27 protein-coding genes and 1 other RNA gene are annotated in these 25,836 nt (G+C 40.9%); 7 read left to right on the plus strand and 21 right to left on the minus strand.

The annotated features are described in order from the left end of the window. Positions 1-182: 182 nt before the first annotated feature. The 8 genes from AN944_RS18910 to rsmI form a co-directional block, all read right to left on the minus strand. A complete protein-coding gene (locus tag AN944_RS18910) occupies positions 183-923 on the minus strand; it encodes a GDYXXLXY domain-containing protein (RefSeq protein WP_055026207.1) in 741 nt (246 codons plus the stop codon). Then, positions 916-2,046 carry a DUF4401 domain-containing protein gene (locus AN944_RS18915; protein WP_055026208.1) on the minus strand — a complete coding sequence of 377 codons (1,131 nt, stop codon included), beginning with the start codon at positions 2,044-2,046 and terminating at the stop codon, positions 916-918. Before AN944_RS18915 ends, AN944_RS18910 begins: the two co-directional genes overlap by 8 nt. Continuing rightward, a complete protein-coding gene (locus tag AN944_RS18920; protein WP_055026209.1) occupies positions 2,043-3,128 on the minus strand; it encodes a DUF2157 domain-containing protein in 1,086 nt (361 codons plus the stop codon). The genes AN944_RS18915 and AN944_RS18920 overlap by 4 nt, the downstream gene beginning before the upstream one ends. Before the next feature lie 37 nt (positions 3,129-3,165). After that, positions 3,166-4,104, minus strand: a complete 939-nt coding sequence (locus AN944_RS18925) for a hypothetical protein (protein WP_055026210.1) — start codon at positions 4,102-4,104, stop codon at positions 3,166-3,168. Positions 4,105-4,268: 164 nt separating this feature from the next. Next, positions 4,269-5,186, minus strand: a complete 918-nt coding sequence (gene rbsK, locus AN944_RS18930; RefSeq protein ID WP_055026211.1) for a ribokinase — start codon at positions 5,184-5,186, stop codon at positions 4,269-4,271. A 76-nt stretch (positions 5,187-5,262) separates the two neighbouring features. After that, positions 5,263-6,198: a pyrimidine-specific ribonucleoside hydrolase RihA gene (gene rihA / locus AN944_RS18935; RefSeq protein ID WP_055026212.1), complete on the minus strand. Its 936-nt coding sequence runs from the start codon at positions 6,196-6,198 to the stop codon at positions 5,263-5,265. A 162-nt stretch (positions 6,199-6,360) separates the two neighbouring features. Beyond that, positions 6,361-6,704, minus strand: an RNA gene (gene rnpB, locus AN944_RS19115) — RNase P RNA component class A. A gap of 108 nt (positions 6,705-6,812) precedes the next feature. Further along, complete coding sequence (rsmI, locus tag AN944_RS18940) at positions 6,813-7,655, minus strand: 16S rRNA (cytidine(1402)-2'-O)-methyltransferase (protein WP_055026213.1); 843 nt, start codon at positions 7,653-7,655, stop codon at positions 6,813-6,815. 89 nt (positions 7,656-7,744) lie between these two features. On the opposite strand from rsmI, the gene AN944_RS18945 reads away from it, so the two are divergent. The 4 genes from AN944_RS18945 to AN944_RS18960 all read left to right on the plus strand — a co-directional run bounded on the left by AN944_RS18945 (position 7,745) and on the right by AN944_RS18960 (position 11,158). Continuing rightward, positions 7,745-9,568, plus strand: coding sequence for a penicillin-binding protein activator (locus AN944_RS18945; protein ID WP_055026214.1), 1,824 nt, complete (start codon positions 7,745-7,747; stop codon positions 9,566-9,568). A 25-nt stretch (positions 9,569-9,593) separates the two neighbouring features. Next, on the plus strand, positions 9,594-9,920 hold the full coding sequence (locus AN944_RS18950; RefSeq protein ID WP_144430229.1) for a YraN family protein: 327 nt from the start codon (positions 9,594-9,596) through the stop codon (positions 9,918-9,920). Between the two features lie 78 nt (positions 9,921-9,998). Beyond that, a complete protein-coding gene (locus tag AN944_RS18955) occupies positions 9,999-10,592 on the plus strand; it encodes a phosphoheptose isomerase (protein WP_055026216.1) in 594 nt (197 codons plus the stop codon). Next, positions 10,589-11,158 (plus strand): BON domain-containing protein, encoded by a 570-nt coding sequence (locus AN944_RS18960; RefSeq protein WP_055026217.1) that lies wholly within the window; start codon positions 10,589-10,591, stop codon positions 11,156-11,158. Before AN944_RS18955 ends, AN944_RS18960 begins: the two co-directional genes overlap by 4 nt. Before the next feature lie 100 nt (positions 11,159-11,258). Here the strand turns inward: AN944_RS18960 and AN944_RS18965 are convergent, their stop codons facing one another. After that, positions 11,259-12,137: a DMT family transporter gene (locus AN944_RS18965; protein ID WP_055026218.1), complete on the minus strand. Its 879-nt coding sequence runs from the start codon at positions 12,135-12,137 to the stop codon at positions 11,259-11,261. A gap of 120 nt (positions 12,138-12,257) precedes the next feature. Here AN944_RS18965 and AN944_RS18970 point away from each other — a divergent pair, with 120 nt between their 5' ends. Then, positions 12,258-13,166 carry a LysR substrate-binding domain-containing protein gene (locus tag AN944_RS18970; protein WP_055026219.1) on the plus strand — a complete coding sequence of 303 codons (909 nt, stop codon included), beginning with the start codon at positions 12,258-12,260 and terminating at the stop codon, positions 13,164-13,166. Positions 13,167-13,216: 50 nt separating this feature from the next. Here the strand turns inward: AN944_RS18970 and trpS are convergent, their stop codons facing one another. The 3 genes from trpS to rpe are packed head-to-tail and all read right to left on the minus strand — an operon-like array spanning position 13,217 to position 15,616. Continuing rightward, the gene (trpS, locus tag AN944_RS18975) at positions 13,217-14,218 is read right to left on the minus strand and encodes a tryptophan--tRNA ligase (protein ID WP_055026220.1); all 1,002 of its coding nucleotides are present in this window, start codon (positions 14,216-14,218) and stop codon (positions 13,217-13,219) included. 5 nt (positions 14,219-14,223) lie between these two features. Continuing rightward, entirely contained in the window at positions 14,224-14,940 is a 717-nt protein-coding gene (locus tag AN944_RS18980) for a phosphoglycolate phosphatase (protein ID WP_055026221.1), read from the minus strand. A gap of 1 nt (position 14,941) precedes the next feature. Continuing rightward, positions 14,942-15,616 (minus strand): ribulose-phosphate 3-epimerase, encoded by a 675-nt coding sequence (rpe, locus tag AN944_RS18985; protein ID WP_055026222.1) that lies wholly within the window; start codon positions 15,614-15,616, stop codon positions 14,942-14,944. Between the two features lie 318 nt (positions 15,617-15,934). On the opposite strand from rpe, the gene AN944_RS18990 reads away from it, so the two are divergent. Together AN944_RS18990 and AN944_RS18995 are read left to right on the plus strand one after the other, a co-directional pair. Further along, positions 15,935-16,303, plus strand: a complete 369-nt coding sequence (locus AN944_RS18990; protein WP_055026223.1) for a hypothetical protein — start codon at positions 15,935-15,937, stop codon at positions 16,301-16,303. Continuing rightward, positions 16,303-16,485: a DUF2970 domain-containing protein gene (locus AN944_RS18995; protein ID WP_055026224.1), complete on the plus strand. Its 183-nt coding sequence runs from the start codon at positions 16,303-16,305 to the stop codon at positions 16,483-16,485. Before AN944_RS18990 ends, AN944_RS18995 begins: the two co-directional genes overlap by 1 nt. Positions 16,486-16,574: 89 nt before the next feature. Here the strand turns inward: AN944_RS18995 and AN944_RS19000 are convergent, their stop codons facing one another. The 9 genes from AN944_RS19000 to AN944_RS19040 all read right to left on the minus strand — a co-directional run bounded on the left by AN944_RS19000 (position 16,575) and on the right by AN944_RS19040 (position 25,822). Then, positions 16,575-17,414: a Dam family site-specific DNA-(adenine-N6)-methyltransferase gene (locus tag AN944_RS19000; protein ID WP_055026225.1), complete on the minus strand. Its 840-nt coding sequence runs from the start codon at positions 17,412-17,414 to the stop codon at positions 16,575-16,577. Between the two features lie 98 nt (positions 17,415-17,512). Further along, positions 17,513-19,033, minus strand: a complete 1,521-nt coding sequence (locus AN944_RS19005; RefSeq protein WP_055026226.1) for an AAA family ATPase — start codon at positions 19,031-19,033, stop codon at positions 17,513-17,515. A gap of 27 nt (positions 19,034-19,060) precedes the next feature. Continuing rightward, a complete protein-coding gene (gene aroB, locus AN944_RS19010) occupies positions 19,061-20,137 on the minus strand; it encodes a 3-dehydroquinate synthase (protein ID WP_055026227.1) in 1,077 nt (358 codons plus the stop codon). Between the two features lie 8 nt (positions 20,138-20,145). Further along, on the minus strand, positions 20,146-20,661 hold the full coding sequence (gene aroK / locus AN944_RS19015) for a shikimate kinase AroK (RefSeq protein WP_055026228.1): 516 nt from the start codon (positions 20,659-20,661) through the stop codon (positions 20,146-20,148). A gap of 322 nt (positions 20,662-20,983) precedes the next feature. Next, complete coding sequence (locus tag AN944_RS19020) at positions 20,984-23,032, minus strand: type IV pilus secretin PilQ (RefSeq protein WP_055026229.1); 2,049 nt, start codon at positions 23,030-23,032, stop codon at positions 20,984-20,986. A gap of 21 nt (positions 23,033-23,053) precedes the next feature. Next, positions 23,054-23,569, minus strand: coding sequence for a pilus assembly protein PilP (locus tag AN944_RS19025; RefSeq protein WP_055026230.1), 516 nt, complete (start codon positions 23,567-23,569; stop codon positions 23,054-23,056). Next, the gene (locus AN944_RS19030; protein ID WP_055026231.1) at positions 23,569-24,183 is read right to left on the minus strand and encodes a type 4a pilus biogenesis protein PilO; all 615 of its coding nucleotides are present in this window, start codon (positions 24,181-24,183) and stop codon (positions 23,569-23,571) included. Before AN944_RS19030 ends, AN944_RS19025 begins: the two co-directional genes overlap by 1 nt. Beyond that, positions 24,183-24,755 carry a PilN domain-containing protein gene (locus AN944_RS19035; RefSeq protein ID WP_055026232.1) on the minus strand — a complete coding sequence of 191 codons (573 nt, stop codon included), beginning with the start codon at positions 24,753-24,755 and terminating at the stop codon, positions 24,183-24,185. The genes AN944_RS19030 and AN944_RS19035 overlap by 1 nt, the downstream gene beginning before the upstream one ends. Further along, positions 24,743-25,822 (minus strand): pilus assembly protein PilM, encoded by a 1,080-nt coding sequence (locus AN944_RS19040; RefSeq protein WP_055026233.1) that lies wholly within the window; start codon positions 25,820-25,822, stop codon positions 24,743-24,745. Before AN944_RS19040 ends, AN944_RS19035 begins: the two co-directional genes overlap by 13 nt. Between the last annotated feature and the right edge of the window lie 14 nt (positions 25,823-25,836).

Below are 25,836 nucleotides of genomic sequence, written 5' to 3' on the forward strand. Positions count from 1 at the left end.
GACCCCGCCCATACTTGGCTTCGTGATGAACTAGTGACGATATCCAATAAAATCGCCCATTATCTTCAAGATAATTTTCCGAAGTAAGCATCAGCAGATTACCAGCAAGGCAACGATTTCCTGCGCCTATCGGTAAACAACTAGATCACTAATAAGCTGAATCAACAAAGTTCAATCTATTATCAATTGTTACTTTCTTGCTCACCGCCTTCCTCTCGATACTCAAGCTTCTTCAAGTCGGCATCATACATGGCCGTTAATAGCGGCTCCCCATTGCTGTTAACTCGAAACTCACCGTAATCAGCGGCTTCATATACACTGGCGTGACCTTCTTGAAAGAAGAAAGCGTTGGTGGCAAATTTGATTTGCCCTTGCCTCACTCGATACTGTATCCGTAGCGGATTTGAACTCAGAGTTTGCTCGATATCTTCAGCACTGCTTATACCGCTGCTTTTTGCATTACTCTTGCCGTCATCTGGAGCATCTGCAATAGCCTGAAAATGGGCGATATGATTTTCATCGATTTTGACAATGACATAACCATCACTATTGGGGAGTGATTGCCACTGTTCACTTGTTATCTCAATGTTTTGCTCTTCACTGCTAGTGACTGAATGACTTTGTGTATCTGAAACGCCTTGATTGGATTTCGCAGCTTCAATTGATTGCGCTTGAGCACGCTTTAATGCTGCACGAATATCATCTGCGATTTTAAACCGCAGCGCCATGTAGTCACCCTGCATAAGTGAGCGAGGATCAACAGGAGCTAACTCAAGATAGACTTTGGTGCCATGAGCAAGATGTTGCTCTTTTTGATAAATTTGCCAATTCACTAACCCTAATATGATGACTAAGGTGCCAAATAACAGGGTTTTGTGTAAGCGTGTCTGATGATGACTCAACAATTGGATTAACTTATTCACTCACCGACTCCTTGACAACATTATTGATACTCGCCTCAGCACCGTTTAGCCAACTGGATTTAAGTAAAAACCAACGTATACCTAGCAGGACTAATCCCATCACGATGAGGGTTATCGACTTTTCAAAAAGGGTGTAGTGTAAAAAGTAATAGTAAGCAGATATAAAGCTCAGTAGAGCGGTAATCCCTACTCCCATTAATAAGTAATTACTGGCTGAAAAACCTAAAATGAGCAACAAGATACCAACGTTAATTCCTGGCGCTTCAAACGATAGCACCGAAATAATAACGATAACGGCGAATATCCAGTAACGCAGTTTTTGGGATAATTCAGGATGACGACTCAGTATCGTTTGCGCCACATACAGTGACACGAATGCCAATAGTACATTCCCCATCCAAGGAGCGGTGTAAAACCCTTGACTGACCGAAGCGCCGATATCCTTATACCAATGGTATTGAAATGCCATTAAGCTAGACTGCAAAACTTGTGATAATAACAAGCCATATGCAATGGGACGTTTATGACGTGATAACCCGGCAAACATTGGTTTTTTTGATAGATTGAACTCATTTAATAATAACCAGCACGCAACCATCAGCACCACACCGCCACCAATAAACGGCAGGTGAAACAAGGCTAACGTCACCATCAAACAGCATCCTGCAATAAATGCTGAGCAAAAACGATGAATATCATTCGGCATCATGAACAGTAAACTAAGCTGTAACACTGTGGCCATTAACCAACTAACATCATCGTTAGTATGTTGAATAAAGCCATATACCAATAATATTTGCCCGCAAAAACTCAACGCTAATGCAAGATGCTCTAAAAACTCATTTCGAATTTTTAAAAGTAATACATAGGCCACCAGCACCAACACGGCTCCCATTATGTAAGGGCCTGAATCTTCATCGAAGATAAACTCTAACCCCAATGCGACAAACCCTAAAAAGAATGATGCTGCAAACCAGCCCGCTATTGCGAGTAATAACTTCACAAACCAAGGTGATGTAATTTCAGGTTTTTCTGGCGCTTCCCCCATAACCAATTGATGCTGTATGAGTAATTGCCAAAGCCCATGGATTGGCTTATTAGTATTAGAGAGTGACTGCTTCATGATTGCCACTCCTTATTGATATTTCGTAGCCACATTGCCGACCCCGCCGCCATTCCAATCGTGGTGAACGACATCAACAAAAAGCCCAACTCATGAATATCATTTAGTAGGTGCGTCGTTAAAAAGCTGATAATAATGATGTTGGCCGATAACAAGGTGCCAGCTAGCATAAATAAATCCTGCCGAAAGCGTCGATAGGCGATGTACATTAAGCCAACCCATATTGGCCACACAATCACAGGAACGAGATTTTCACCACTCAAGTCATAGCGACTTACACCTATATAATTGGCATCTACGATAACCAATAATGTCAGCCAAGTAATACTGTAACCACTGACTGACGCTAATACTCTTGGTGCCCAGCGAACAGTTAACCAAGTATATCGGCGGCTCATAAGCTCCCAACACAATAATGCTATGGCATTGATACTAAAGACGCTCCAGAGCGCATTTAAGTCTTGATGCCCAAAAAGTCCTACCCCGCCAAACTCAAGAAAATAAAGTAGTACTGCTAAATTGAGTAAGCCTACCCATACCATCCACAATGCACTTAAGCGACCTATGATGACCCAAGGAATAATCAGCAATGCCCAATTAAAAAATAACTGCCAAGGATCGGCACCTGTTTGATATGTCTGCCCAAACAACGCCAGTAATACCCCGAAGAAAATCGACGCCATTAACAAAGGGATTTTGGCAACAGTATCGCTGACTTTAAATTGGCTTACGATTGAAAAAGGTGCCTTGGAGGGTTCTGAGAAAGCGGAGCCTTCAGTTTGCTGAGTTTTTCGCGCTTTTTTATCTAAAAAGTAATAACCAATAACAGATAAAACAATCAGCACTTCAACAAGCATGAATTTGGCGAATCTACCCATTTCATGCCAGTTATAGGCAATAAAAAACAGCACAGAAAACATCAATGCTAACCCGCCAAACCAAGCGAGTAATTGATTCACGAATTGAAACCAGCGTTGAGTGTTAGGCGTTACACCACTTAGCTGCAACGCCTGATTGAGATGATTTTCAGCTATTTTGTCTTGCTCGATTAGCTCAATCATTTGAGTACGATTTGAGGTCATATTGAGTCCATTCTTATTTCAATAGCGGCAAATTTGACTAATCAGCCCACACTTCAGGAATGAGGGTCATTCTTCTGATGCTAGGATTATGATTACAAATATGTTGCGTTGGGTTTTCAAGAAAAGCCTTTACAGCATTTGTCTCACATCGCCATTGTATACCTTGTCCAAACTGACTTGGTTTGTGATGAATAACAGTGCCTGACTCAAATTGCGAATCTAGCACTAATACAATTCCTTTCTGGCTCGAAATAAAAGCATCTCTGACACCAATTTCAGACTTTAATCTATTTAACATTGTACTGGCTTCTTTATTACTTTCTGGAAAACGATGATTTTGATAATAAAATCTATCAACATCTCTTCTAGCGCTTAACACTTGACGATTTAGGCTTTGAAATAATGACTTCAGTGCCGCTTGTTCAGAATTCAGCTTGATTGTTTTGGTTTGGGCTGCAATTTGCTTTTGCATGTTTTCAAGAATGCTAGCTTTATGCTTTTCCTGCTCGCTCATTCTTTGCTGAATCTCGATTTCCAGCTTTTTATTCACCTGCTTTGCTTTCAAACCGTTCGTCAAAATATGCACAGTGACGGCAAAAAGTATCAATAAACTAGAAATAATAAGCAATTTGTAAATAGAAAAGCCTTTAGTGAAGTCTTTTAAGAAAACAGAAAATGATCGGTGCTCTTGATGTTGCCAAATATCTTTCTGTCTTGCTTGAAGCTGTTGTTGTGGTGAGAGCTGAGGGGTAGGCCCTCTTTTATGTGCCGCGATCACTTCTTTGGCAATACGCTCAATTTCTAGTCTATCGAGCTTGGTAACACCATCTAATACTTCAAGGTAATCAATTCCAAGAGGTGGAATATTTCGCCTTTTTATACCATAGAGCTCAAAGTCTCGAGCCAAGACTTTAGCCTTGATCTCATTAATAATGACATCACTTGAGTTACTCCAATAGTTTCCATACCCACTCATATACTTTCATCCTTGACACACAACTTAATCAACCCAATTAAGCTGAAATGCTGTTACAACACCATTTTGTATTCAATCACATTCAAATCCTTAAATGTGATTGAATACAATAGCATTTATTCTTTATATGCACATTAGTTTAGCGATTTAAGATTATCAATTAGCTACAGCTCAGCTCGATAAGGAATACCACGTTGAGCGCCATGCCTAGTCACCGCAATCGCCGATGCTTGATTGGCAAAACTCACCGCTTCAATCATGCTTAGCCCTTCATCTAATGCCACCATTAACGCGCCATTAAAAGTGTCACCTGCAGCGACGGTATCAATTGCAGTGACAGGAAAAGCGGCTATTAGTCGATTGTATCGCTCAGAATCAGTTTGCACACTGACATAAGCGCCCTGACTCCCTAGAGTGATAATGACCGTGCCAATGCCATACTGATGCAACTTGTTCGCCGCAAGAGCGGCAGAATGTGTATCAGTAACCGTAATACCCGTAAGCGCTTGTGCTTCAGTTTCATTAGGCGTAATGATGTCTACCAAACTCAGTAATTCTGATGGTAAAGTCGCTGCAGGCGCAGGATTGAGTATGGTGGTGCAATCGTGCTGTTTAGCAAGCCTTAACGCTGTCGCCACAGTATCTATTGGAGTTTCAAGCTGAATGAGTAAATAACTGGCAAGGTCAAACAGTCTTTGTTGCTGCACAATATGCGCAGGCGTTAAGCAAGCATTTGCTCCAGCAACCACACCAATACTATTTTCACCTTTCTCACTGACAAAAATCATTGCTGTACCAGTATTTTGTCCAGCAATATCATAACAGCCAGATAATATCACGCCGTCACTTTGCCAAGCATCTCGCATCAACCTTGCATTACCGTCATCACCCAGCGCACAGATAAATTCGACCTGCTGCTTTGGTGTTTTTAATCTAGCTGCAGCAACAGCTTGATTAGCCCCTTTACCGCCAAGTTCTAATCGATATTGCTGGCTCATCAAAGTCTCGCCAGGTTTGGGTAGCGTACTAAACGCTAATACATGATCGGCATTAGCACTGCCCACAACTAATAATGTGTTCATCAAAAGGTTTCCTCAGTGATTGACATGGCAAGTCACTGATCATTGATAAAAAATAGTGACAATACCTTGCCTATTTTTAAGAATATTTACTTAGGCAATTGATAATAAAATCTACAAATGCAAGTCGGTCAATATCAAACATCACTTTAGCATTGTGTGGATTACTGGTTAAGTGGTAGCGATCAACCACAGTCATTCCTTGGGTGTACTCGCCTTTAGTTTCAATGCCGACCCAACAGTCAGTCGCTGTAAATAATTCAGGTTGTAACATCCAAGCAATGGTACAAGGGTCATGAAGTGGCGCCCCAGTAAACCCCCATTTAGGATCACGGTGGTAAATCATAAAGAAATCTAATAATTCGGCCACGCATTGAGATATCGGGTTACCAATGTCACGTATACGTTCAATATCTTCATCCATGATTTGTGCTTTATGAGTCACATCTAACCCACACATCACGACAGGAACGCCAGCTTTAAATACAATATCAGCCGCTTCAGGATCAACAAAAATATTGAACTCGGCTGCAGGCGTCCAATTGCCTTCGCTAGCAGCCCCGCCCATTAATACAATCTCTTTTATGTTTGTGTGCAGCTCTGGGTGCGCCGTTAAAAAAATGGCAATATTGGTCAGAGGACCTGTTGGTACTAAAGTCACTGGCGTTGCTGATTGACGGACTTTTTCAGCCATCAATTCAATGGCGGTTTGCTCAACGGGAGCAAAACTAGGATCGGGTAATACTGGCCCATCTAGCCCTGACTCACCATGAACATTGTCAGCAATAATGAGATTGCGCGCCAATGGCTTAGGTGAACCTGAGGCAACAGGAATATCTTGGCGTCCTAACAAGGTTAAAATGCGTAAGGTATTATTGAGCGTTTTGGCTTGAGTTTGATTACCAGCACTGGTTGTCACTGCGAGCACATCTAATTGGTCAGAACTTAATGCAAGGATCAGCGAGATGGCATCATCATGACCAGGATCGCAATCGAGAATGACGGGACGTTTCATGGGGGGACTCCTCTTTAAGATGTGCTCAAAATTAGCATGAAATAAAAAGAGGATAGGTGACGACTCTCTAAAAACGATAAAGATACTGATGCTAATGAGCCGAGCTAATCTGCACCCTAAAAAACAAAAGGCCTCACATTGCTGTGAGGCCTTTAGTTAAATTAGGTGAGTTGGCCGATAAGCCGGGTCCTGTCGTGGACAGTTATTCATCTAGGCCTGCAATCGCTCACAGGCTCAAGCGACCTACCCGGTCCCAACGCGAGCAGCGCCATACGGGACCCTATTTGGTCTTGCTTCGGATAGAGTTTACCTTGCAACCAACTGTTACCAGTGGCCCGGTGCGCTCTTACCGCACCCTTTCACCCTTACCAACCGAAGTTGGCGGTCTTCTCTCTGCTGCACTTGTCGTCGGTTTACACCGCCCAGGCGTTACCTGGTATCCTGCTCTTTGAAGCCCGGACTTTCCTCCCCGTTCTTGCGAACGCAGCAACTGTCTGGCCAACTCGGCGCGGATTATAGCCTAAGCATAAACAACACACCAACTAAAAATGGCTGTGTTAACCCATTTGATTAACAGCAGCCATTTTTAAGCAAGTTTTATAAAGTAGCTTTCGTTATAAACCGATTTCTAAACCATGCTTATAAAGAGCGTTTTTCTTAATGTCATAAATTTGCCCTGTTAATGCCGCCGCTTTTTTTAAGGGCAATTCTTGGCAAAGAATTTTAAGGGTATTTATGACAGTGGTTGAAAACTCTGACTCGGCTTCTGTGCGATGGCCATGACACATTAATACAATTTCACCGCGCTGCTGATTAGGATCATCTTTGACGTTCTGCAACACATCGGCTGCTGGGCCGGATAAAAATGTTTCGAATGTTTTAGTGACTTCACGTGCCATCACAATTTCACGCTCGCCGCCTAATGCTGTCACGATTGATTCCAAGCTGTGCACAATACGATGCGGTGATTCGTAAAAAATTAATGTACGCGGATCTTCTTTGAGCGCTGCCAGTTTATCTAATCGCCCCTTTTCTTTTGATGGTAAAAAACCTTCAAATGAAAATCGATCTGACGGAAGTCCTGATGCACTTAATGCAGTTATCGCAGCACAAGGACCTGGAAGTGGGATCACATTAAAACCTGCCTCTCGCACTTGTTTAACTAAGTGGTAACCAGGATCGGATATGAGCGGTGTGCCAGCGTCAGAAATTAATGCAACGGCCTCGCCGTTACCTAATTTTTGAATAATCCACTGAGCTCGGTCACGTTCGTTATGGTCATGCAAGGCTGTTTTACGTGTTTCTATGCCAAAGTGACTTAATAGTTTTCCGCTGTGGCGTGTGTCTTCACAGGCGATTAATGAGACATGATTTAATACCTCAATCGCGCGGTTGCTAATATCCCCTAAGTTACCAATAGGAGTGGGAACGATATAAAGTGCGACCGATAGGTCCATAACTACCTCTGTATTGAATCTCATCTGGACTTTCGCCAAGTGAAAGAGCAGGTTAAACTAGAGACAGCATCTTACCAGAGTGAAGCCCTGTGTTAAAAAGACTGATTACAACAAAATTCGTTTTCGCAGCTATTTTATCAAGTGTATTATTTGGCTGTGCGACTCAAACTACTGAAAATAAACAAGCTATTGATAGTTCGTTAGCAACAGTAACGCAAACGGCTAATACCTATTTATCTGAGGCAAGTAATAGTCAGCAGCCTCAAGAGCGAGATAGGTATTTGCTTTTAGCAGCTCACGCTTACATTAATGACTCTAATGTAAGTGCTGCTGATAAGCTTTTGACTTCAATGAAGCCCAATTTACAACCTGAGCCAACACTTCAGGCTGAGTGGCTTTACTTGTCTGCAAGAGTGGCTGAGCTGAATCGCTCAGATGCTGATGCACTAGCAATATTGAACTACCCTGAACAATGGCAATTACCGAACTGGCAACGTGTTACTTATCATCAATATAAAGCACGCTTATTTAATCAAACTAAACAACCGATTGATGAATTACGCCAGCTTAGCTCTCTGAGCCTTTATCTTCCGAAACAGCAAGCCTTTGAAGTTAATGACACCATTTGGCGTACGTTGCAGCCTTTGCATGAAGAAACCATTAAAAGCTTTATGCGAGATGGTAAAAATCCAACCTTCTCGGGTTGGTTACAACTTGCCTATATCGCTAAACATTATGCGATCGATCCATCCCAGTTAGTGCGTTATTTAGGCCAATGGCAGCAATCTAACCCAAATCACCCTGGGGCGGCAAAATTACCTTCAGATTTAGAAAAAGCGTTGAATGCTCAACCTTATAAACCGCAAAATATTGCAGTGTTACTGCCATTAACCGGGCGCCGCGCCGCAGTTGCCGAGCCAATCAGGCAAGGCATACTTGCAAGTTACATGGCCGCTTATGACGATCAAATCACGCTACACTTTTTTGATACTAACTTAGGGGTTGAACAAGCTTATCAAGAGGCTGTTGCCGCCGGTGCAGAATTTGTGATTGGGCCACTGCTACCCAATGCTGTTGAAGAAATGCAGGCATTAAACGAGCAAGGTTTGATGACGATTCCACAACTGTATTTGAATCAAACAGAAACCTTTACACCGAATAACGACCAATTTTATTTTGCGTTGTCGCCAGCCCAAGAAGCCAGTGATGCCGCACAACGCCTATTTGATGACGGAGTTAGCTTACCTTTATTACTGGTAAGCAACGATTCAACGGGTAAGCGAATGGCTGCAAGCTTCAATGAAAAGTGGTTAGCGCTAACGGAAGAGAACGCCGAAATCCATTACTATGATGGCGGCGATCAAATGAAAGTCACCGTGCAAGAAGCCTTAGGCGTTAAAGATAGCCAAGCTCGTATAGCAAGAATGAAAGAGCTCATTGGTAATACCTTAGAAGCGGATTTTCGTTCGCGTCGTGATATTGATGCCATTTATATGATTTCGGCAGCTAAAGACTTAGCCCTACTTAAGCCCTTCTTAGATGTTAACTTCAGCGTCTTTGCTGATCCTGTTGCCTTGTATACCACCAGCCGAAGTCGGCTCAGTGGTAATTCGACTCAATCAGCACAAGAACTCAATAATTTAATGATCAGCGATATTCCTTGGTTAATGAGCTCAAATGCTGAAACCACTATGGTTAACACATTATGGAGCCAGTGGAATAATGGTCAAAAGCGTTTATATATCATGGGCTATGACTCATTGGATTTGGTTAATCGTTTAGCCCAAATGCGCGCTTTTCCTGGGTATCAGTTTAATGGTCGAAGTGGCGCATTATCTGTCGACAAAGACGGCGTCATAGAACGTAAATTAAGCTGGGGCAAATACCAGCGAGGAAAGCTACGTCCGCTATGATATCGATGAAAAAACAATGACATTCATCAATCCAGGTCAGCATGCAGAAACACAAGCGCGAACTTACCTTGAGCAACAAGGTCTACAGTTTGTGACTCAAAATCAGCGCTATCGTTTTGGCGAAATTGATTTAATTATGCGTGATAACCAATATTGGGTGTTTATTGAAGTGAAATACCGTTCATCCACTCAGTTTGGAGGTGCTTTAAATGCTGTATCTACAGCTCAAATATCACGCATTAGAAAAGCTGCTGAACAATATTTACAAACACATAAAATCAATGCGCCATGCCGCTTTGATGTGATTGCCATCAATGGAGCCGATATCCAATGGCTCCAAGGGTGTTTTTAACTTATTAAATTTAGCTATAATGCTGCCAGAATCGAGATTATATGTAAGCAGCATCACATTACCGAGTAAGGATTTATCATGTTAGAGCGTATTAAAGACAGTTTCACCGAATCAATTCAAACTAAAATTGATGCAGCTGAAGCCTTACCAGAGTCGATTGAGAAAGCGGCTGAAATGATGGTTCAATGCTTATTAAGCGGTAATAAAATTTTAGCATGTGGTAACGGTGGTAGTGCTGGCGATGCACAACATTTTTCTGCGGAACTATTAAACCGCTACGAAATTGAACGTCCTCCTTTACCGGCAATTGCACTAAGTTGTGACACTTCAACCATCACAGCAATCGCTAATGATTATAGCTATGATGAAATTTACTCAAAGCAGATTATGGCATTAGGCCAACCTGGTGATATTTTATTAGCCATTTCAACAAGTGGTAACTCAGGTAACGTCATTAAAGCCATGGAAGCTGCACTTAGCCGTGATATGACGATTGTTGCACTAACAGGTAAAGATGGTGGTGCAATGGCCGGCTTAATGAGTGCTGGTGATGTAGAAGTACGTGTACCATCTAACGTTACTGCTCGTATTCAAGAAGTGCATTTATTAGTCATTCACTGCCTATGTGACAATATCGACCGCACTCTGTTCCCGCAGGACGAGCAAGCATGATAAAAGCAGTTCTTATCATAGCAACATTATTCCTGCTTCAAGGTTGTGCTGGTGTTGTTATGGTTGGTGCTGTCGGTGGAGCCAAGATGGCCAATGATGAGCGTAGTATGTCTACGCAAATCAGTGATACCAATGCCGACTTTGAAATCACAAGTGCATTAGCTAAGCATCAAGATATTCATAAACAAACCAATATTACTGGCGTAGTATTGAACAGTAATGTATTGATGATTGGCCAGTCACCTAACTCTATGTTGCGTGATAAAGCGGTTAAAGTCGTTCAAGAGCTTGAAATTGGCGGTAAGTTACATAATCAAATTCGGATTGGTAACCCAACCTCATTCACAACTCGCAGCAATGACACTTGGATCACCACCAAGGTAAAAACTCGTATGTTAAATGAAAAAACATTAGACATGACGAGAGTAAAAGTCGTCACAGAAAATGGGGAGGTATTTCTATTGGGCATCATTCCCCGAGATCAAGCTGATCTTGCAGTGGAAATCACCCGCAATACTTCTGGTGTAAGGAAAGTGATTAAGGTTTTCGAATATATCGACCCTTAAATATGAATTGACTCCTAGAACGACAGAGCACAATAAAATCACCGCAAATACGTTGCGGTGATTTTTTATCTATAGGGTAAACCCATTCGATTAATATTGGTTAATTTAATACAGATACCGACTTACGTTGCTGCCTACGAACACAGGCAAGTATTAAAGGTAATAGTACTGTCGGTAGTACAATTAAACTGGCCCCCAGCCAACTCATCCCATCGAGCCATTCATCAAACCATAACCAGCCAAATAGCACGCAAAATAGTAACCCTGAGTATTCAGCTACGGCAATATCACTCGCTTTCGCACTACGGTAAGCAACAATACAGCAAAAGTGATACGCCAATAAAAAGCTGTTACTAATCAGCGACAAGCCAATTAATGCCATCGTCACGTCCCCAAAGCCGATACAGGCTCCCGCCACACACAATACTGGAATACTCAATAAATTATAAAGCAGTAATGTCACTAATGGTGATTCTTGCTTTGGTAGCTTTCTTAATGCAATTTGATTCATTGAAAACGTCACTGCAGCAACGAGAACTAGCAGGCCTGCCCATTCGATATTTGATGGCCGTAACAAAATCAGCACGCCAACAAATCCCAGTAAAGTAATCCACCATTGGGTCAAACTGATCTGCTCTTTAAGCCAAACATAGCCTAGTACAGTAATCATAATCGGCGCTGAAAAAAATAATGAACTGACGGTAGCTAATGGCAATGAAACTAAGCCAACCACTAAGGTAATTGACGTTATAACCCCTAAGTGAGAACGCACTAACTGTAATTTAAAGTGGCCTGTAACAGGCTTTCTCGCCATGAACCATATTGGCAATAACATCAATACGCTGCCGCATTGTCGTAATAATAAAAAGGTAATGATATCTGCATTATCTGGTAACCACTTGATGGATACGTCATATAACGCGCTAAAAATATTGCCAAGCACCAGTATGATTAGTGCAAAAATGACTGGAGACTTCATCGTCACCTCACCGCTTCTCAAAATGGCATAATAACTAGACCTTTACATGATTAAAAATGATGAATACTAAACAATAATGAATTAAGGTAATAAATAAGATTCAATTTTCTAGCTAAGTAAATGAGAAAACTACCACCATTACGTTCATTGCAAGTGTTTGAATCTGCTGCTCGATTACAACACTTTTCCCGTGCAGCAGAAGAGCTTTGCATCAGTCAAAGTGCGGTATCTCATCAAATTAAACAGTTAGAATCTTATTATGGTGAGCAATTATTCTTACGCAGTACAAGGCAATTACAGCTAACAGACAAAGGAGCCCAATTATCACTACAATTGGAAAGCACCTTTAATGCTCTTGAAGAGGTCAGCTTACAAATTACAGGTGACGGTAACCAGCAGTTACGATTAGCCGTTTACAGCTCGTTTGCCATTAAGTGGCTTATTCCTAGACTGAGTGAATTCCGTCAGCAGCACCCGCATATTCAAATCCGTTTGGATATGATCACCAGCGACCCACAACTCAGTGATAATGTCGCCGATATGTTTATTACTGGGCAATCAAATCAAAATGGCTATATGCACCTTACCTTGCATAAAGAGCGATTAATTGCTGTAGCCAGTCCTGATTACCTGCAACAATGGCTAAATAAACCCAATGCATCACCTCAAGAGTTAATCGCCGCTTTACCTTCAGCAACCTTACTCACCGTCGATGAAGGAGAATTAGGCATTGATTGGCAGCGCTGGCATACCGTCAATAAAGCCGACGACAGCGACAAAAAACAACAACATATTTTTAGCCACGTTTTGATGGCCATTGAAGCTGCGATTGCTCATCAAGGAATCGCACTTGCCTCTGACTTTATGGTTAAAGGAGATATTGCAGCAGGAAGGCTTGTTGCATTGGATTTACCAGACATTTTAACGGGTTTTAATTTTAACTTTAGCTGTAAACAACGCAGACAACACGAACCAGCTTTAGCAAGCTTTATTCAATGGCTAAAAAGGCAATCTCACTCTGGTGGCTAACCAATAAAAAAGCCAGCATTAAGCTGGCTTTTTTATTAATCGATTGAACGTTACACAATCATTCCGATTTTTTCGTAAACTTTTTTGATTGTTTCTTCAGCTCGAGCCTGCGCTTTTTCAGCTCCCGCTTTAAAGACTGCATTTAGGTAGTCTTCATCCGCTCTGATTTCACGAAAACGTGCTTGAATAGGTTCTAGCATAGCAACAACAGCTTCACCTGTTGCAACTTTCAAGTGTCCATACATTTTGTCTTCAAAGTCTTTTTCAATTAACTCGATTGACTGACCGTTACAACCTGACATCAAGCTCAATAAGTTTGATACACCTGGCTTTTCTTCAACGTCAAAACGAACAACAGGCGGCTCTTCACTATCTGTCATCGCTTTTTTCACTTTCTTCATAATCGCTTTAGGATCATCAAGTAAACCAATCACGTTATTACGGTTTTCGTCTGACTTAGACATTTTTTTCGTTGGCTCTTGCAGCGACATGACACGAGCGCCGGTTTCAGGAATAAATGGCTCAGGCACAACAAATGTGTCGCCATAAGCATTATTGAAACGCGTTGCAATATCACGTGTTAGCTCTAAATGTTGCTTTTGATCTTGGCCTACAGGCACTTCATTTGCTTGATAAAGCAAGATATCTGCCGCCATTAATACTGGGTAGTCAAACAAACCAACATTAATGTTATTAGCATGCTTTTGCGATTTATCTTTAAACTGTGTCATGCGGTTAAGCTCACCCATTTGGGTGTAACAGTTTAATGCCCAGCTCAACTGCGTATGTTGTGGTACTTGAGATTGTAAAAAGACGGTACTTTTTTCAGGGTCGATACCACAAGCGAGATAAATGGCTAGTGTGTCTAAGCATGCCGCTCGTAACTTTTCAGGATCTTGGCGAACGGTAATCGCATGTAAATCAACAACACAATAAATACAATCGTGGCTGTCTTGCATACCAACCCATTGACGTAGCGCGCCCATGTAATTACCAATACTTAGCTCGCCTGATGGTTGAGCGCCACTAAACACGATAGGTTTTGCAGTCATTTGTTTTATTGCTCCATTGATTTAGCTGTGAATTCTGCCGAATTAGTTAATAAGGCTAAAATTTCATTGAATTGTTCGCATACCGCAGTGGGTCCGCTCAGACCAATATCTTCACCGTAGTTGTACCCATAGGTCAAGCCTATTGAGGTTACGCCTGCGGCTTTCGCTGCTAATATGTCATTTTTTGAATCCCCTACCATCAACAGCTGTTGTGGTTCGAGCTGCCATTTGTGCAAAATATGCGTTAAAGGCAAAGGATCGGGTTTCATTTTATCCAGCGAGTCGCCACCTAACACCAGACCAAATAAGTCGGCTATACCAAATGCTTCTAACAACGGGATAGTAAACCGATAAGGTTTATTTGTCACAATCGCCAGTGGGTAGCCTGCAGCATTAAGTTTGCTGAGCACGGTTAATACTCCAGCATATAACTTACTGTGTTTTTGTAGGTGTAATTCGTAATGCTTCATAAAAATAGGCATGACATTTTCAAGTTGTACACCTATGTCACACCCTTTTTGTTGCTCAGCATTGAGTAACGCACGCTGCATTAATACTTGAGCACCATTGCCAACCCAGTTTCTCACTTGCTGCTCGGTGCAACTTGGCAATGCTAACTCAGCAAGTGTCGCTTGGGTCGCGGCGGCTAAATCGGGCACACTATCAATTAGCGTGCCGTCTAAGTCAAACGCAATGGCTTTTATGCTAGAAAAATCAGCCATACTACGCGTCTACTTTTGCAAGCTCGGTACGCATTTCATCAACCACGGTTTTATAATCAGGCTGATTAAAAATAGCAGAACCTGCGACAAACATATCTGCGCCTGCCGCTGCAATTTCGGCAATATTATCCACTTTTACGCCACCGTCCACTTCAAGACGAATATCAAATCCACTGGCATCAATTTTTTCGCGAACTTGTTTAAGTTTATCTAACGTAGATGGGATAAATGATTGACCGCCAAAGCCAGGATTGACTGACATAAGCAGAATCACATCTAATTTATCCATTACATGGTCAAGATAATGTAATGGCGTTCCAGGGTTAAATACTAAGCCAGCCTTACAGCCTGATTCTTTAATTAATTGCAAACTACGATCAAGATGTTCCGTCGCTTCTGGATGAAAAGTAATAATTGAAGCACCTGCTTTAGCAAAATCTGGAATGATACGATCTACAGGCTTAACCATTAAGTGCACATCAATATCAGCGGTAATGCCATAATCACGAAGCGCCTGACAAACCATAGGACCGATTGTTAAATTTGGTACATAGTGGTTATCCATTACATCAAAATGAACAACGTCAGCACCGGCATCTAAAACGGCTTTAACATCATCACCTAAACGGGCGAAATCGGCAGATAAAATAGATGGGGCAATCAAAAATGGACGCATAGTCTTCTCGAAGCAATTAAAAGTGACCGTATTTTACCCCCTGAAGCTTATTCGCTCTAGTCGCAAAGCGTAATAAAAGGTTGTTATTGTCAATAAACGTAAATTTTCATAATCTGTAAGTATTAAATTGATCCAGATCACATGAGAGTGATGTTCATTAACTATACAAATTTGCTATAATGCGACCTACGTCACTGTGTTTTTCGCGATGTTATAGTTATAAAGCGACTACCAAGTCAGTTGCTAAGTCTCTATTAGAACGTCACTAAACATTTTTTATTGTGTTAATTCTGAAAGTATAAGACAAGGATAGCCCTTATGATGTGCAGTCAGTCAAAAATGAGCACCCACCAAACAGGTAAGGTGACGCTAAAACCTGTAGTAAGCTTATTTTCAACCAGCGCATTAATGTTAGTTGCCTATTTTGTCATGTCGGATAATAGCAATCCATTGTTGGCTGACAACTGTGCTTGTACAGAAAACGTTACCTACAATTCCAGCCTACCTAGCAGCCACCCTAATAATCGTTGTGCTGTCGAGTCTGACAATGTGAGTTGGGGAGATTGGGTTACGGGTAAGAGTCGCTCAAGCCAGTTTCATTTTTTAGATTTACTCGAGTTACTACACAACAGCGACAAGAGTAAACCGATTAGCGACATGCCCACTAATAATCCGAATAGCATTTAATGTCTTTTTGGCGGGTATTTTCGAGTACTGTTGCAGCTTTCTTTGGAGTGCAGACAGAAGATAATCGCCAGCGAGACTTTCAACAAAGTAATTCACCATTACCTTTTATTTTTATGGGAATTGCTCTGGCGATCATTATGATTCTATCTTTGATTTTTATCGTGAACCAAGTATTAGCTTAATCCTATTCCAATTACCCTTCATGTCCTTTCTATAGCAATACCATTCCCATGCTTTTCATGAATCAATAGCAGAATAATTAATACAATACTTAATCAATCACTTCTTGGTAGTGGTGATCGTACAAGGCCATAATTTCATCCACTTTCTTTCTGCCATTGCCCTTTTGGCTTATATTACGCTGCACCGCAATAGAGGCCAGTTTGGCACCGCGGTATAATTCGCGTGTTAGCGGAATATCATGGTTACTGATTAAAACAGGAATGTCTCTTTCAAGTGCGGTATGACGCGACTCTCTTGCAAGTAAGGCTTGATCATCTAAGCTGAAACCTGGCCCTGCATATGTAGTAAAGCTTGCCGTTGTTGATAATGGCGCATAGGGAGGGTCACAATAAATCACGTCCCCAACAGTCGACATCTCAAAAGCTTTTTCATAACTTACACAATGAAAACTCGCTTTTTGCGCCTTCATTGAAAAATGCCTAAGTTCATCTTCAGGAAAGTATGGTTTTTTATATGAACCAAAAGGTACATTAAAGCCGCCTTTGCGGTTGTAACGACATAAGCCATTAAAACCATGGCGATTCATATACAAAAAATATACTGAACGCTTGAAGGGATCGTTAGTTTGATTGAATTCAGTGCGAATACGGTAATATTGCTCTTTTACATTCATCTCTGGCACAAACATCGCTTTAGCTGCTGCGATATAAGTATCAGGATCATTTTTGACAATATTGTATAAATTAATCAAGTCTTGGTTTATGTCGCAGAGTAAATACTCATCATAATCAGTATTAAGAAATACTGATCCAGCACCGACGAAAGGTTCGACTAATCTATTACCTTGAGGTAAGTGTTTTGCAAGCTCGTCAACGAGTTTAAATTTTCCACCCGCCCACTTAAGAAAGGCTCTATGCTTTTTAGTCATGAATACCGTTTGCTAGCAAAATTAAAGCAGATGATTGTACTCTTTTTATTGGTAATAATCATCGTTTGAATTATCGAATCTAATGGCTTTTTAAGCGGTTAATCTATTTTGAGTTCATATCCAGTCAAATCACTCCATTTGCGCACCCAGGGCGCGGATAAACCTAGTGACTGTTGTAATTCATCAGCTTGCTGCTGTGCCTGACTTACTGTGTCATATTGCCCAAATAACACAATATGGCGCTGTTTATAACGAGCTTGTTGGGCATAAGCTAAGTCTGTTTGAATCCGTTCTAGTTTAGATAATATTTGAGTGAGTGACTTAGCCTCTCGGACACTGGCAATTTGCAATGTATAACCAGGTTTATCTAACAGTGATAAACTCGCCGTATTATCATTGTTAGATAAACCTTCAGCGACTAATTTGTCGCTCTCGACAATCGGCTTGCCTTCTGACACTTCAGATAGCTGGACATCTTGATTTATGTCTTGAGAGCCTGCTTCGGGTGATTGATGAGTCATTGGGTCAGCGGCTAATTCATCTTCACTTATTTCAACGTTTTGCTCATCTTCTGTCTGTGGGATGTTGCTGTTTACATTGTGCTCATCAGTCATCTTACTGTTATTACCTGCACTGTTTCGTAGCATAATATCCACAAAATTGAATTCGGTAAGAGTAGGCTTGAGCGCATCTAGCCTTAAACCAGCCTCAGCCTGATTCAAGCCAGCCGTGTCGTTAATGACTGGTTGCAGTAATAATTCAGCGTAATTATAAATAGCCCACTGCGCAGGCGTTTCTGGTGGCGAATAAATATTATTAAACTGTACCTTATCTGCTGGCACTTCTGCAGTTTCTTTAAGCATAAACCAGCTGGCTAAAACAAGAGTTAATAACAACACAACAGACCCCATGACCCAAGGCAAAAATTTAGGCCACTTTTTGACGTCTTCAGGTTGGTCCTCTAATGCTTTATTCAATAAATTGATCACTTCGGTAGGCGTGCCAGATTGTTTTTCAATTTGAGCTTGAATAATTTCACGCGGAATAAACGGGGTTTTATTACTTCTCACCAAAAGTGTGCGATATAAGCCTTCTCGCTCAGCCAAGGATAAAGGCTCTAACTCAACATGTAGCAGCAAAGCTTGCATTGAGTCTGTGAGCTCGTGAGTCAGTTCGGCAAGTGAATCAGTTTCGATGGTAAACGTCATCGAAATGGGCTTACCCGCACATTGCAACTGAGTCAAAATCAAGCATTCTGCCCAAAGCTCTTTTGGCATGTATTGCGCGTCATCAATAATGATGTGTAAAGGCTTAGTTAAGCTAGATTGTATTCGAAGTAACGTATCAGCTAATGGAAGCGCATCATCAAAGATAGGAGATGAAATGAGTTGAACAAGGATTTTACGTCGAATTTCTGCGCTATCTGCATGCATTGGGCAGATTACGAGTGCAGAATTATAACTATCCAGTTCACTTGCAAGGGCTGTAACTAAGGTTGTTTTGCCAGCTCCTTTAGCACCGGACAAGAGTACCAATTGCTCGCTGTAGCTAGCAATGTGCTGTAATCGCTGTACTAGAGATTCTTGAGAAGGTAACAATAGCGTTTGTTGAATGTCCACAAGCCCACCATTAGACTCACACGTTACTTAGACTTGGCTAATCACTTCTGCCAATAATGAAGTTTCAACATCTGAAAAAACGTCAGCGGAGCCAATTGACGTGGGTAACACTAACCTAATTTGACCAGCAAGGACTTTTTTATCTCGCTGCATATGCGCAATGAATTGATCAAATGTCATTGAATCTGGTGATGCAACTGGCAAATCAAATGCTTGCAGTAAAGCAACGACCCTATCGAAATCTTGTTGTGAGATTAAATTGAGTTTTAATGACGTGAGTGCCGCCATAACTGTACCAGCAGATACCGCTTCACCATGAAGCCATACGCCATAACCCATTTCAGCTTCAATGGCATGTCCGAAGGTGTGGCCTAAATTAAGCAAAGCTCGTACGCCACGCTCTGTTTCATCTTGTGCAACCACATCAGCCTTAATTTGGCAGCATCGAGCTATAGCATAAGTTAATGCATCATTATCAAGCCCTTTAAGTGACTCTACATTTTGCTCTAACCAACTAAAAAACTCAGCGTCCCAGATAATGCCATACTTAATCACTTCAGCCATACCAGCAGCAAACTCTTTAGCCGGTAAAGTTGATAAGCAATCGGTATCGATGATCACGGCTTGAGGCTGATAAAATGCCCCAATCATGTTTTTCCCTAACGGATGATTGACTGCTGTTTTGCCACCTACAGAAGAGTCAACTTGCGAAAGCAGTGTGGTTGGAATTTGTATAAACTCAACACCTCGCTGGTAGCAAGATGCAGCAAAGCCAGCCATGTCACCAATGACACCGCCACCTAATGCAACTATGACACAATCGCGGGCATAGTTATTTTCAAGCAAAGCTGAAAATATCAAATCCAGATGTGTGAGATCTTTATATTTCTCACCATCAGGAAGCACAACAACACCCACGTCAGCACAACTCGCCATCGCTTGTTGTGCCGTTGTAAGGTACAAGGGAGCGATAGTGTCATTGGTGACTATGAGTGCTTTTTTACCGGAAAGGTAATCGGAAAGGTAAGCATTTTGCTGCAATAAATTCTGGCCAATAAAAATGGGATAACTTCTTATACCTAATTCAACCTGAACTTGTTGCATAAACCTACCTAGAATCCGAGTTGCTCAATAATTTGATTTGCGACTATTTTAGCGCTTTGCTCATCTGTCTTAACAATCACGTCAGCAATCTCTTCGTATAAAGGATTACGAACATCAGCAAGATTCTCTAGCACTTCGCGCGGGTCATCAACCTGCAAAAGAGGTCGACGCTTATCGCGTTGAGTACGAGCGACTTGCTTATCGATTGTCGTCTCAAGGTATACAACGATACCGCGAGCTGACAAATGATTACGTATGTCTTTACTTTGTACAGATCCGCCGCCAGTAGCAAGGACAATACCTTGCTTTTCCGAAAGGTCAGCGATGACCTGAGCTTCGCGACGACGGAAACCTTCTTCGCCTTCAACGTCAAACACCCAGGCAATATCTGCACCTGTGCGTTGCTCAATCTCATGATCTGAATCGTGGAAATCTAAATGCAGCATTTGGGCCAAATGGCGACCAATTGTGCTTTTGCCTGCGCCCATTGGGCCTACCAGAAAAATATTGCGTTTTTCAGCCATTTTATATACGTCTGAATCTTATATGAAAAGTATGCCTTATCGACTTAAACTCAAGCCGACCTATAATTTAACCTTGCTCTAATGAGACTTGACGGAGGATTATCTCAGTTATGCACCAGTTGTTGCAAGTCATGTTGACGAATTAAGCTGAGTTTCTTAAAAATAAATTCTACTTCTCCTTATTAATCAGAATAACGTTTCCTGAACTCTAGTGCAGAAGCTTTATTTTTATAGCATGAAATTAATAACTTAATTGAAGTTAACCTAAAGAACAGGCAAAAAAATACCAGCGAGAACGCTGGTATTTTTGATTCGCAATTTTTTACAACTGCTCAGTCACAATCTTAGGTGTAACGAAAATCAGTAACTCTTGACGCTCATTACTATCAGATGTGTTTCTGAACAAGAAGCCAACTAACGGAATATCACCTAAAACCGGCACCTTACTCACACGGCTAATTAAGTTTTGCTGATAAATACCACCTAACACAATGGTTTCACCATTATCCACAAGTACTTGAGTGCCGATACGCTGAGTATCAATAGACACTGCTTCACCTGTACCAGTTTGAACTGTTTCACCACGGGTATCTTGAGTTATTTCTAAATCAAGAATCACACGATCATCCGGCGTAATTTGCGGTGTAACCTTTAAAGAAAGAACCGCTTTCTTAAATGAAACAGTTGTTGCACCACTTGATGCAGACTCAACATAAGGAATTTCTACACCTTGCTCAATATAAGCAGACTTTTGATTAGAGGTGGTAATGCGCGGGCTGGCAATAATCTCACCTTTATTCTCTTGCTCAAGTGCACTTAACTCTAAATCAAGTACGGTACCATCGGCCATTTTAGCGACACTAAATGCAATACTAGCAGCGTTAGTTGCCGAAGAAGGCAAATTAACATTTAAGCGATCACTTAATGCAGGTACAACACCAGCAACGATATCATTTGCGCCTTCAAGCGAACCAGAGGTTCCTTTATCGCCTTGTTGATCTGTTATGCCCCAGCGAATACCTAAATCTTCAGATACGTTGTCCTTGACTGTCACCATTCGCGCTTCAATCAACACTTGTTTAATTGGAATATCGAGTATTTCAACTAAGCGATGAATTGTTTCTAACGACTCTGCAGTATCTTTTACAAGCAATGTATTCGTCCGTTCATCAACAGCAACACTACCCCGAGTTGATAACAAACTAGAATCTGCACTTTTCATTAACTCAGCAATATCTGCAGCTTTAGCATAATTAATTTGAATGTACTCAGAATATAGCGGAGCTAACTCCTTCACTTCTTTTTGATTCTCTAAATCTTGCCTTTCACGTGTAGCCAACTCTTCACTAGGCGCCACCATTAAGATATTACCTTCAATACGCTTATCAAGCCCTTTAGTTTGCAAAATAAGATCAAGTGCTTGATCCCAAGGTACATCATCTAAACGTAACGTGATATTGCCTTCAACAGTATCACTCGTTACAAGGTTGAAATCATTGTAATCGGCAATAATTTGCAGCACAGTTCTGACTGAAATATTCTGGAAGTTCAATGAAAGTGAGCGTCCATTGTATTTCTTTTCTTCAGCAGCAACGGCAACACGCTCAACTTTATTAATACTAACCTTAAAAACGTTACCTTCTTGCTTATAGTTATAATCGTAGTTGCCATCAACATCGACCATAATGCGTGAAGTTAAATCATCCTTAAAAGTTTCAAAACTTGTCACAGGTGTATTAAAGTCCTGCACATCCATAACATATAACAGCTCATTATTAATTGCTGTGTTATAAAGCTTAACTTCTAATTTTGAGCCAACCTGAGCCACATTTGCCGCAACAGAGCGGTTATTCAAATGAATCAGTAAATCACCACCACCAGTTTTATTGCGTCTAAAGTCAATAGTATCAATACCATTAACAAACGGGTTACTGGCATTATCAGGCCCAGACATTGTGTCATTCACAGTTAAGCGATAGGTATTACCCACAACTTTACCTTGATAAGGCTTAACCTCTGCAAGATCGACAACAATATTTAAAGCGCCATCAACCTGTGTGGTTTTAAGCCCTTCAACACCTACACGATCAATCGTAATGTTCTCTTTTTCAAGGTTTGAAATACTGTCTTCAAAACTTAAAATTATTTGCGCAGGAGAACCTGACAAATCAACTTCAGGCTTATCTAGCGCGGATTCGAATACCAGTTCGAGTTCTAATTGATGATCGACAACAGAATGGTATTTAACATCCATTAACTTATTGGCGGCGAAAGCACTTGGAAGTGCGCCCAACATTAAAACAACACCCAATACCGTTTTAATTAGTGAGACTTTTTTTGTCGATGTTTGCATCGCGGCAGAAGATTTCATTATTCCCTCATCCTTCGCACATTAGTTACCAGATAGTTCTAAGTTGCTTGCTCTTTCAGCCCAGCAACCAGAACCATCTGGAATTAATTCTATTATTTCAATATATTGCGGTGTCACTTTACCTATTTTCCCATGGTAAAGACCGAGATACTCACCGACCCCTAAACGATATACATTGGCATCAGAAGACTCGACCAAAGCCCAAATAGTGTCATCTTCTGTTAATGTACCGCGCATTCTTAAATTGTCTAAAGCATATGTTTCTAAACGACCTTTACGACGCTTTAAGTCAGGCTGTAGACAATTTCTACTTGTATCAACCACTTCTTCTGTAAGCTCGCGTGAAGGTGGTACAAAAGGACTGCGCATTAATTCTGCTTGATAAGCAAAATGTTCAAACTTAGGAGTTTCTTTTAACGGAGGAATACGAGCAATGTGCTGCGCTTTAGTTGTCGTTACAAACAACTCTAAATCACTGCGATCACCAATACAGCCAGTTAACATTAACACCATCATTAATACAGGGAGGAATCTCATTACTTATTCCCCTTATTCTCAGCAGGCAGCTGTGCACCTTCTTTAAATCGATAGGTTTTTGCTAAAATGTCCATCGACAAACTACCGCTATCATCTCGTGTAATAACAAAATCATGTAAGCTAACAATACGAGGTAATTTTGCTACACCACTGACCATATTACCGAGTTGATGATAATCACCCACTACAGCAATTTTAATTGGGAATTCTAAATAGAAGTCACGCTCAATCTCAGTATCCCAATCTAAGCTATTTATTCTTAAACCTGCGTCAGTTGCTACAAATGTAGTGTCGTCTAATAAGCCCGGCATTTCATTTTCAGAAGGCAACATTTTAAGTAACTCAGCAAATTGCGCTTCCATAACAACCAGCTGTTCACGATATAGCTTTAAGTTTGCGGCTAAACGATATTTAGATTGAAAATCTTCTCGTAAAGTTATTTCTTTTCTTTCTTCATTATTTAAAACGTCAATTGCATCGGAGACAAATAAATAATAACTTGCCCCCATAACACAGATTGAAAGAAATACTGCGAAAACAACCTTAACTAAAGCAGGCCAACTACCGATATTTTCAAAATCAATATCATTAAACTGATCTAAGTCTAAATTCATTATTGACCTCCTTCAGTTGCTTCAACTGACTCAACATCAGAAATCGTCACTTTTAATCTAAACTTTTGAAGTTGTCGTAAGTTCTCATTTTGGCTAATAATGGACTGCATACTTGGATCATTTAAGTATTGTGATGTTTTCACCTTACGCATCATATTAGCCACGTTATTATTCGATTCACTGCGGCCTTCAATCCAGAGTAAGCTACCTTTTTTCTCAATACTTGAAAGGTATATTCCTGGCGGAACAATTCGCACTAATTCATCTAAAACATGTGTCGGCAAGTTTCGAGATTGCTGAAGGTTTAATATAATCTTAGTACGTCTTTCAATATCTTTCTTTCGAGCTGTGATTTTTCTTATTTCGGCAATTTGTGCATCTAATAGTGATATTTCATTTTGAAGATAAGCATTTCGTTGGCGTTGATCATCAGTAACAACCTCAATAAAGCTGAGTGTTAAAAATACAGCTAAACAGGTCACTAAAAAAACCAATGCTAATATGCCAATATAATCTCGTTTTTGTTTTTCTCTGGCCTCTTCACGCCAAGGAAGTAAATTTATGTTCGCCATTGAGCGTAACTCCTAAGCGCTAAACCACATGCCACCATATATTTACTAATACTTGGCTTAAGCTGGTTTTTAATATCGTCCTCAGCATGCAAACAACCTTGGAACGGGTCTGCGACAATAGAATGTACACCCAATTCATTAGTTAATAATGCAGTCATGCCTTCAAGTTTTGCGGTACCACCACAGAGCACAATATAATCAACTTTATCTTTACCACTGGCAGTACAATAAATTTGAAGTGTACGTTTAATCTGCTGTAATAATTGTGTTTGAAACGGTGATAACACCTCAAACATATAATTACGCGGTAACTCGCCTGTTATTTTGGCGTTCTCAGCTTCGTCATATGGCATGCCATAAAACGATAAAATAGATTGAGTAAATAACTCGCCACCAAACGCTTGCTCACGAATAAAGGTTGTTTCTCCATGCTCAACTACGGCAAATGTCGTCATATTGGCACCGATATCAACCAATACTACAGATTTCTCATTTGCACCTTCGGGTAATTGTGCAAGGATTAATTCTGATGACCGCCCTAGTGCATAAGCTTCAACATCCACCACTTTGGTATCGAGCTCAATCGCATCTAAAGAATCCATACGAGTATCAATATTATCTGTGCGACAAGCACTTAACAGCACATCAACTTTTGTCGGGTCAGTTGTGTTTGCCTGAAGAGTTTCAAAATCGATACTCACTTCATCTAGTGAATAAGGGATAAGGTTATCTGCTTCAATCTCAATTTGTGCTTCCATTTCTTCTTCATTTAATGAAGCGTCCATGTAAATGACTTTTGTCATGACAGCAGAGCCAGAAACCGCGACAGCTGCAGACTTAATACTCTTAGGCAGTCCTCGCTTAATATGTCTTAAAGATTCAATAACAGCTTCTGAATCGCGGATTTCGTGATCGACAACCGCACCTTTACGTAGAGGTGCAGATATATAGTTTTGAATTTTATATCCATCAGCGGTCTTACTTAGCAAAATGGCCTTAATCTCATGAGAACCAATATCGATCCCGACCATTTGCGGAGCTTGACGCTTCCAAAATTTAGAAAGCATATTCCATCATCGCA

The organism is Shewanella sp. P1-14-1 (genome assembly GCF_001401775.1).
In the GTDB taxonomy this organism is placed as follows: domain Bacteria; phylum Pseudomonadota; class Gammaproteobacteria; order Enterobacterales; family Shewanellaceae; genus Shewanella; species Shewanella japonica.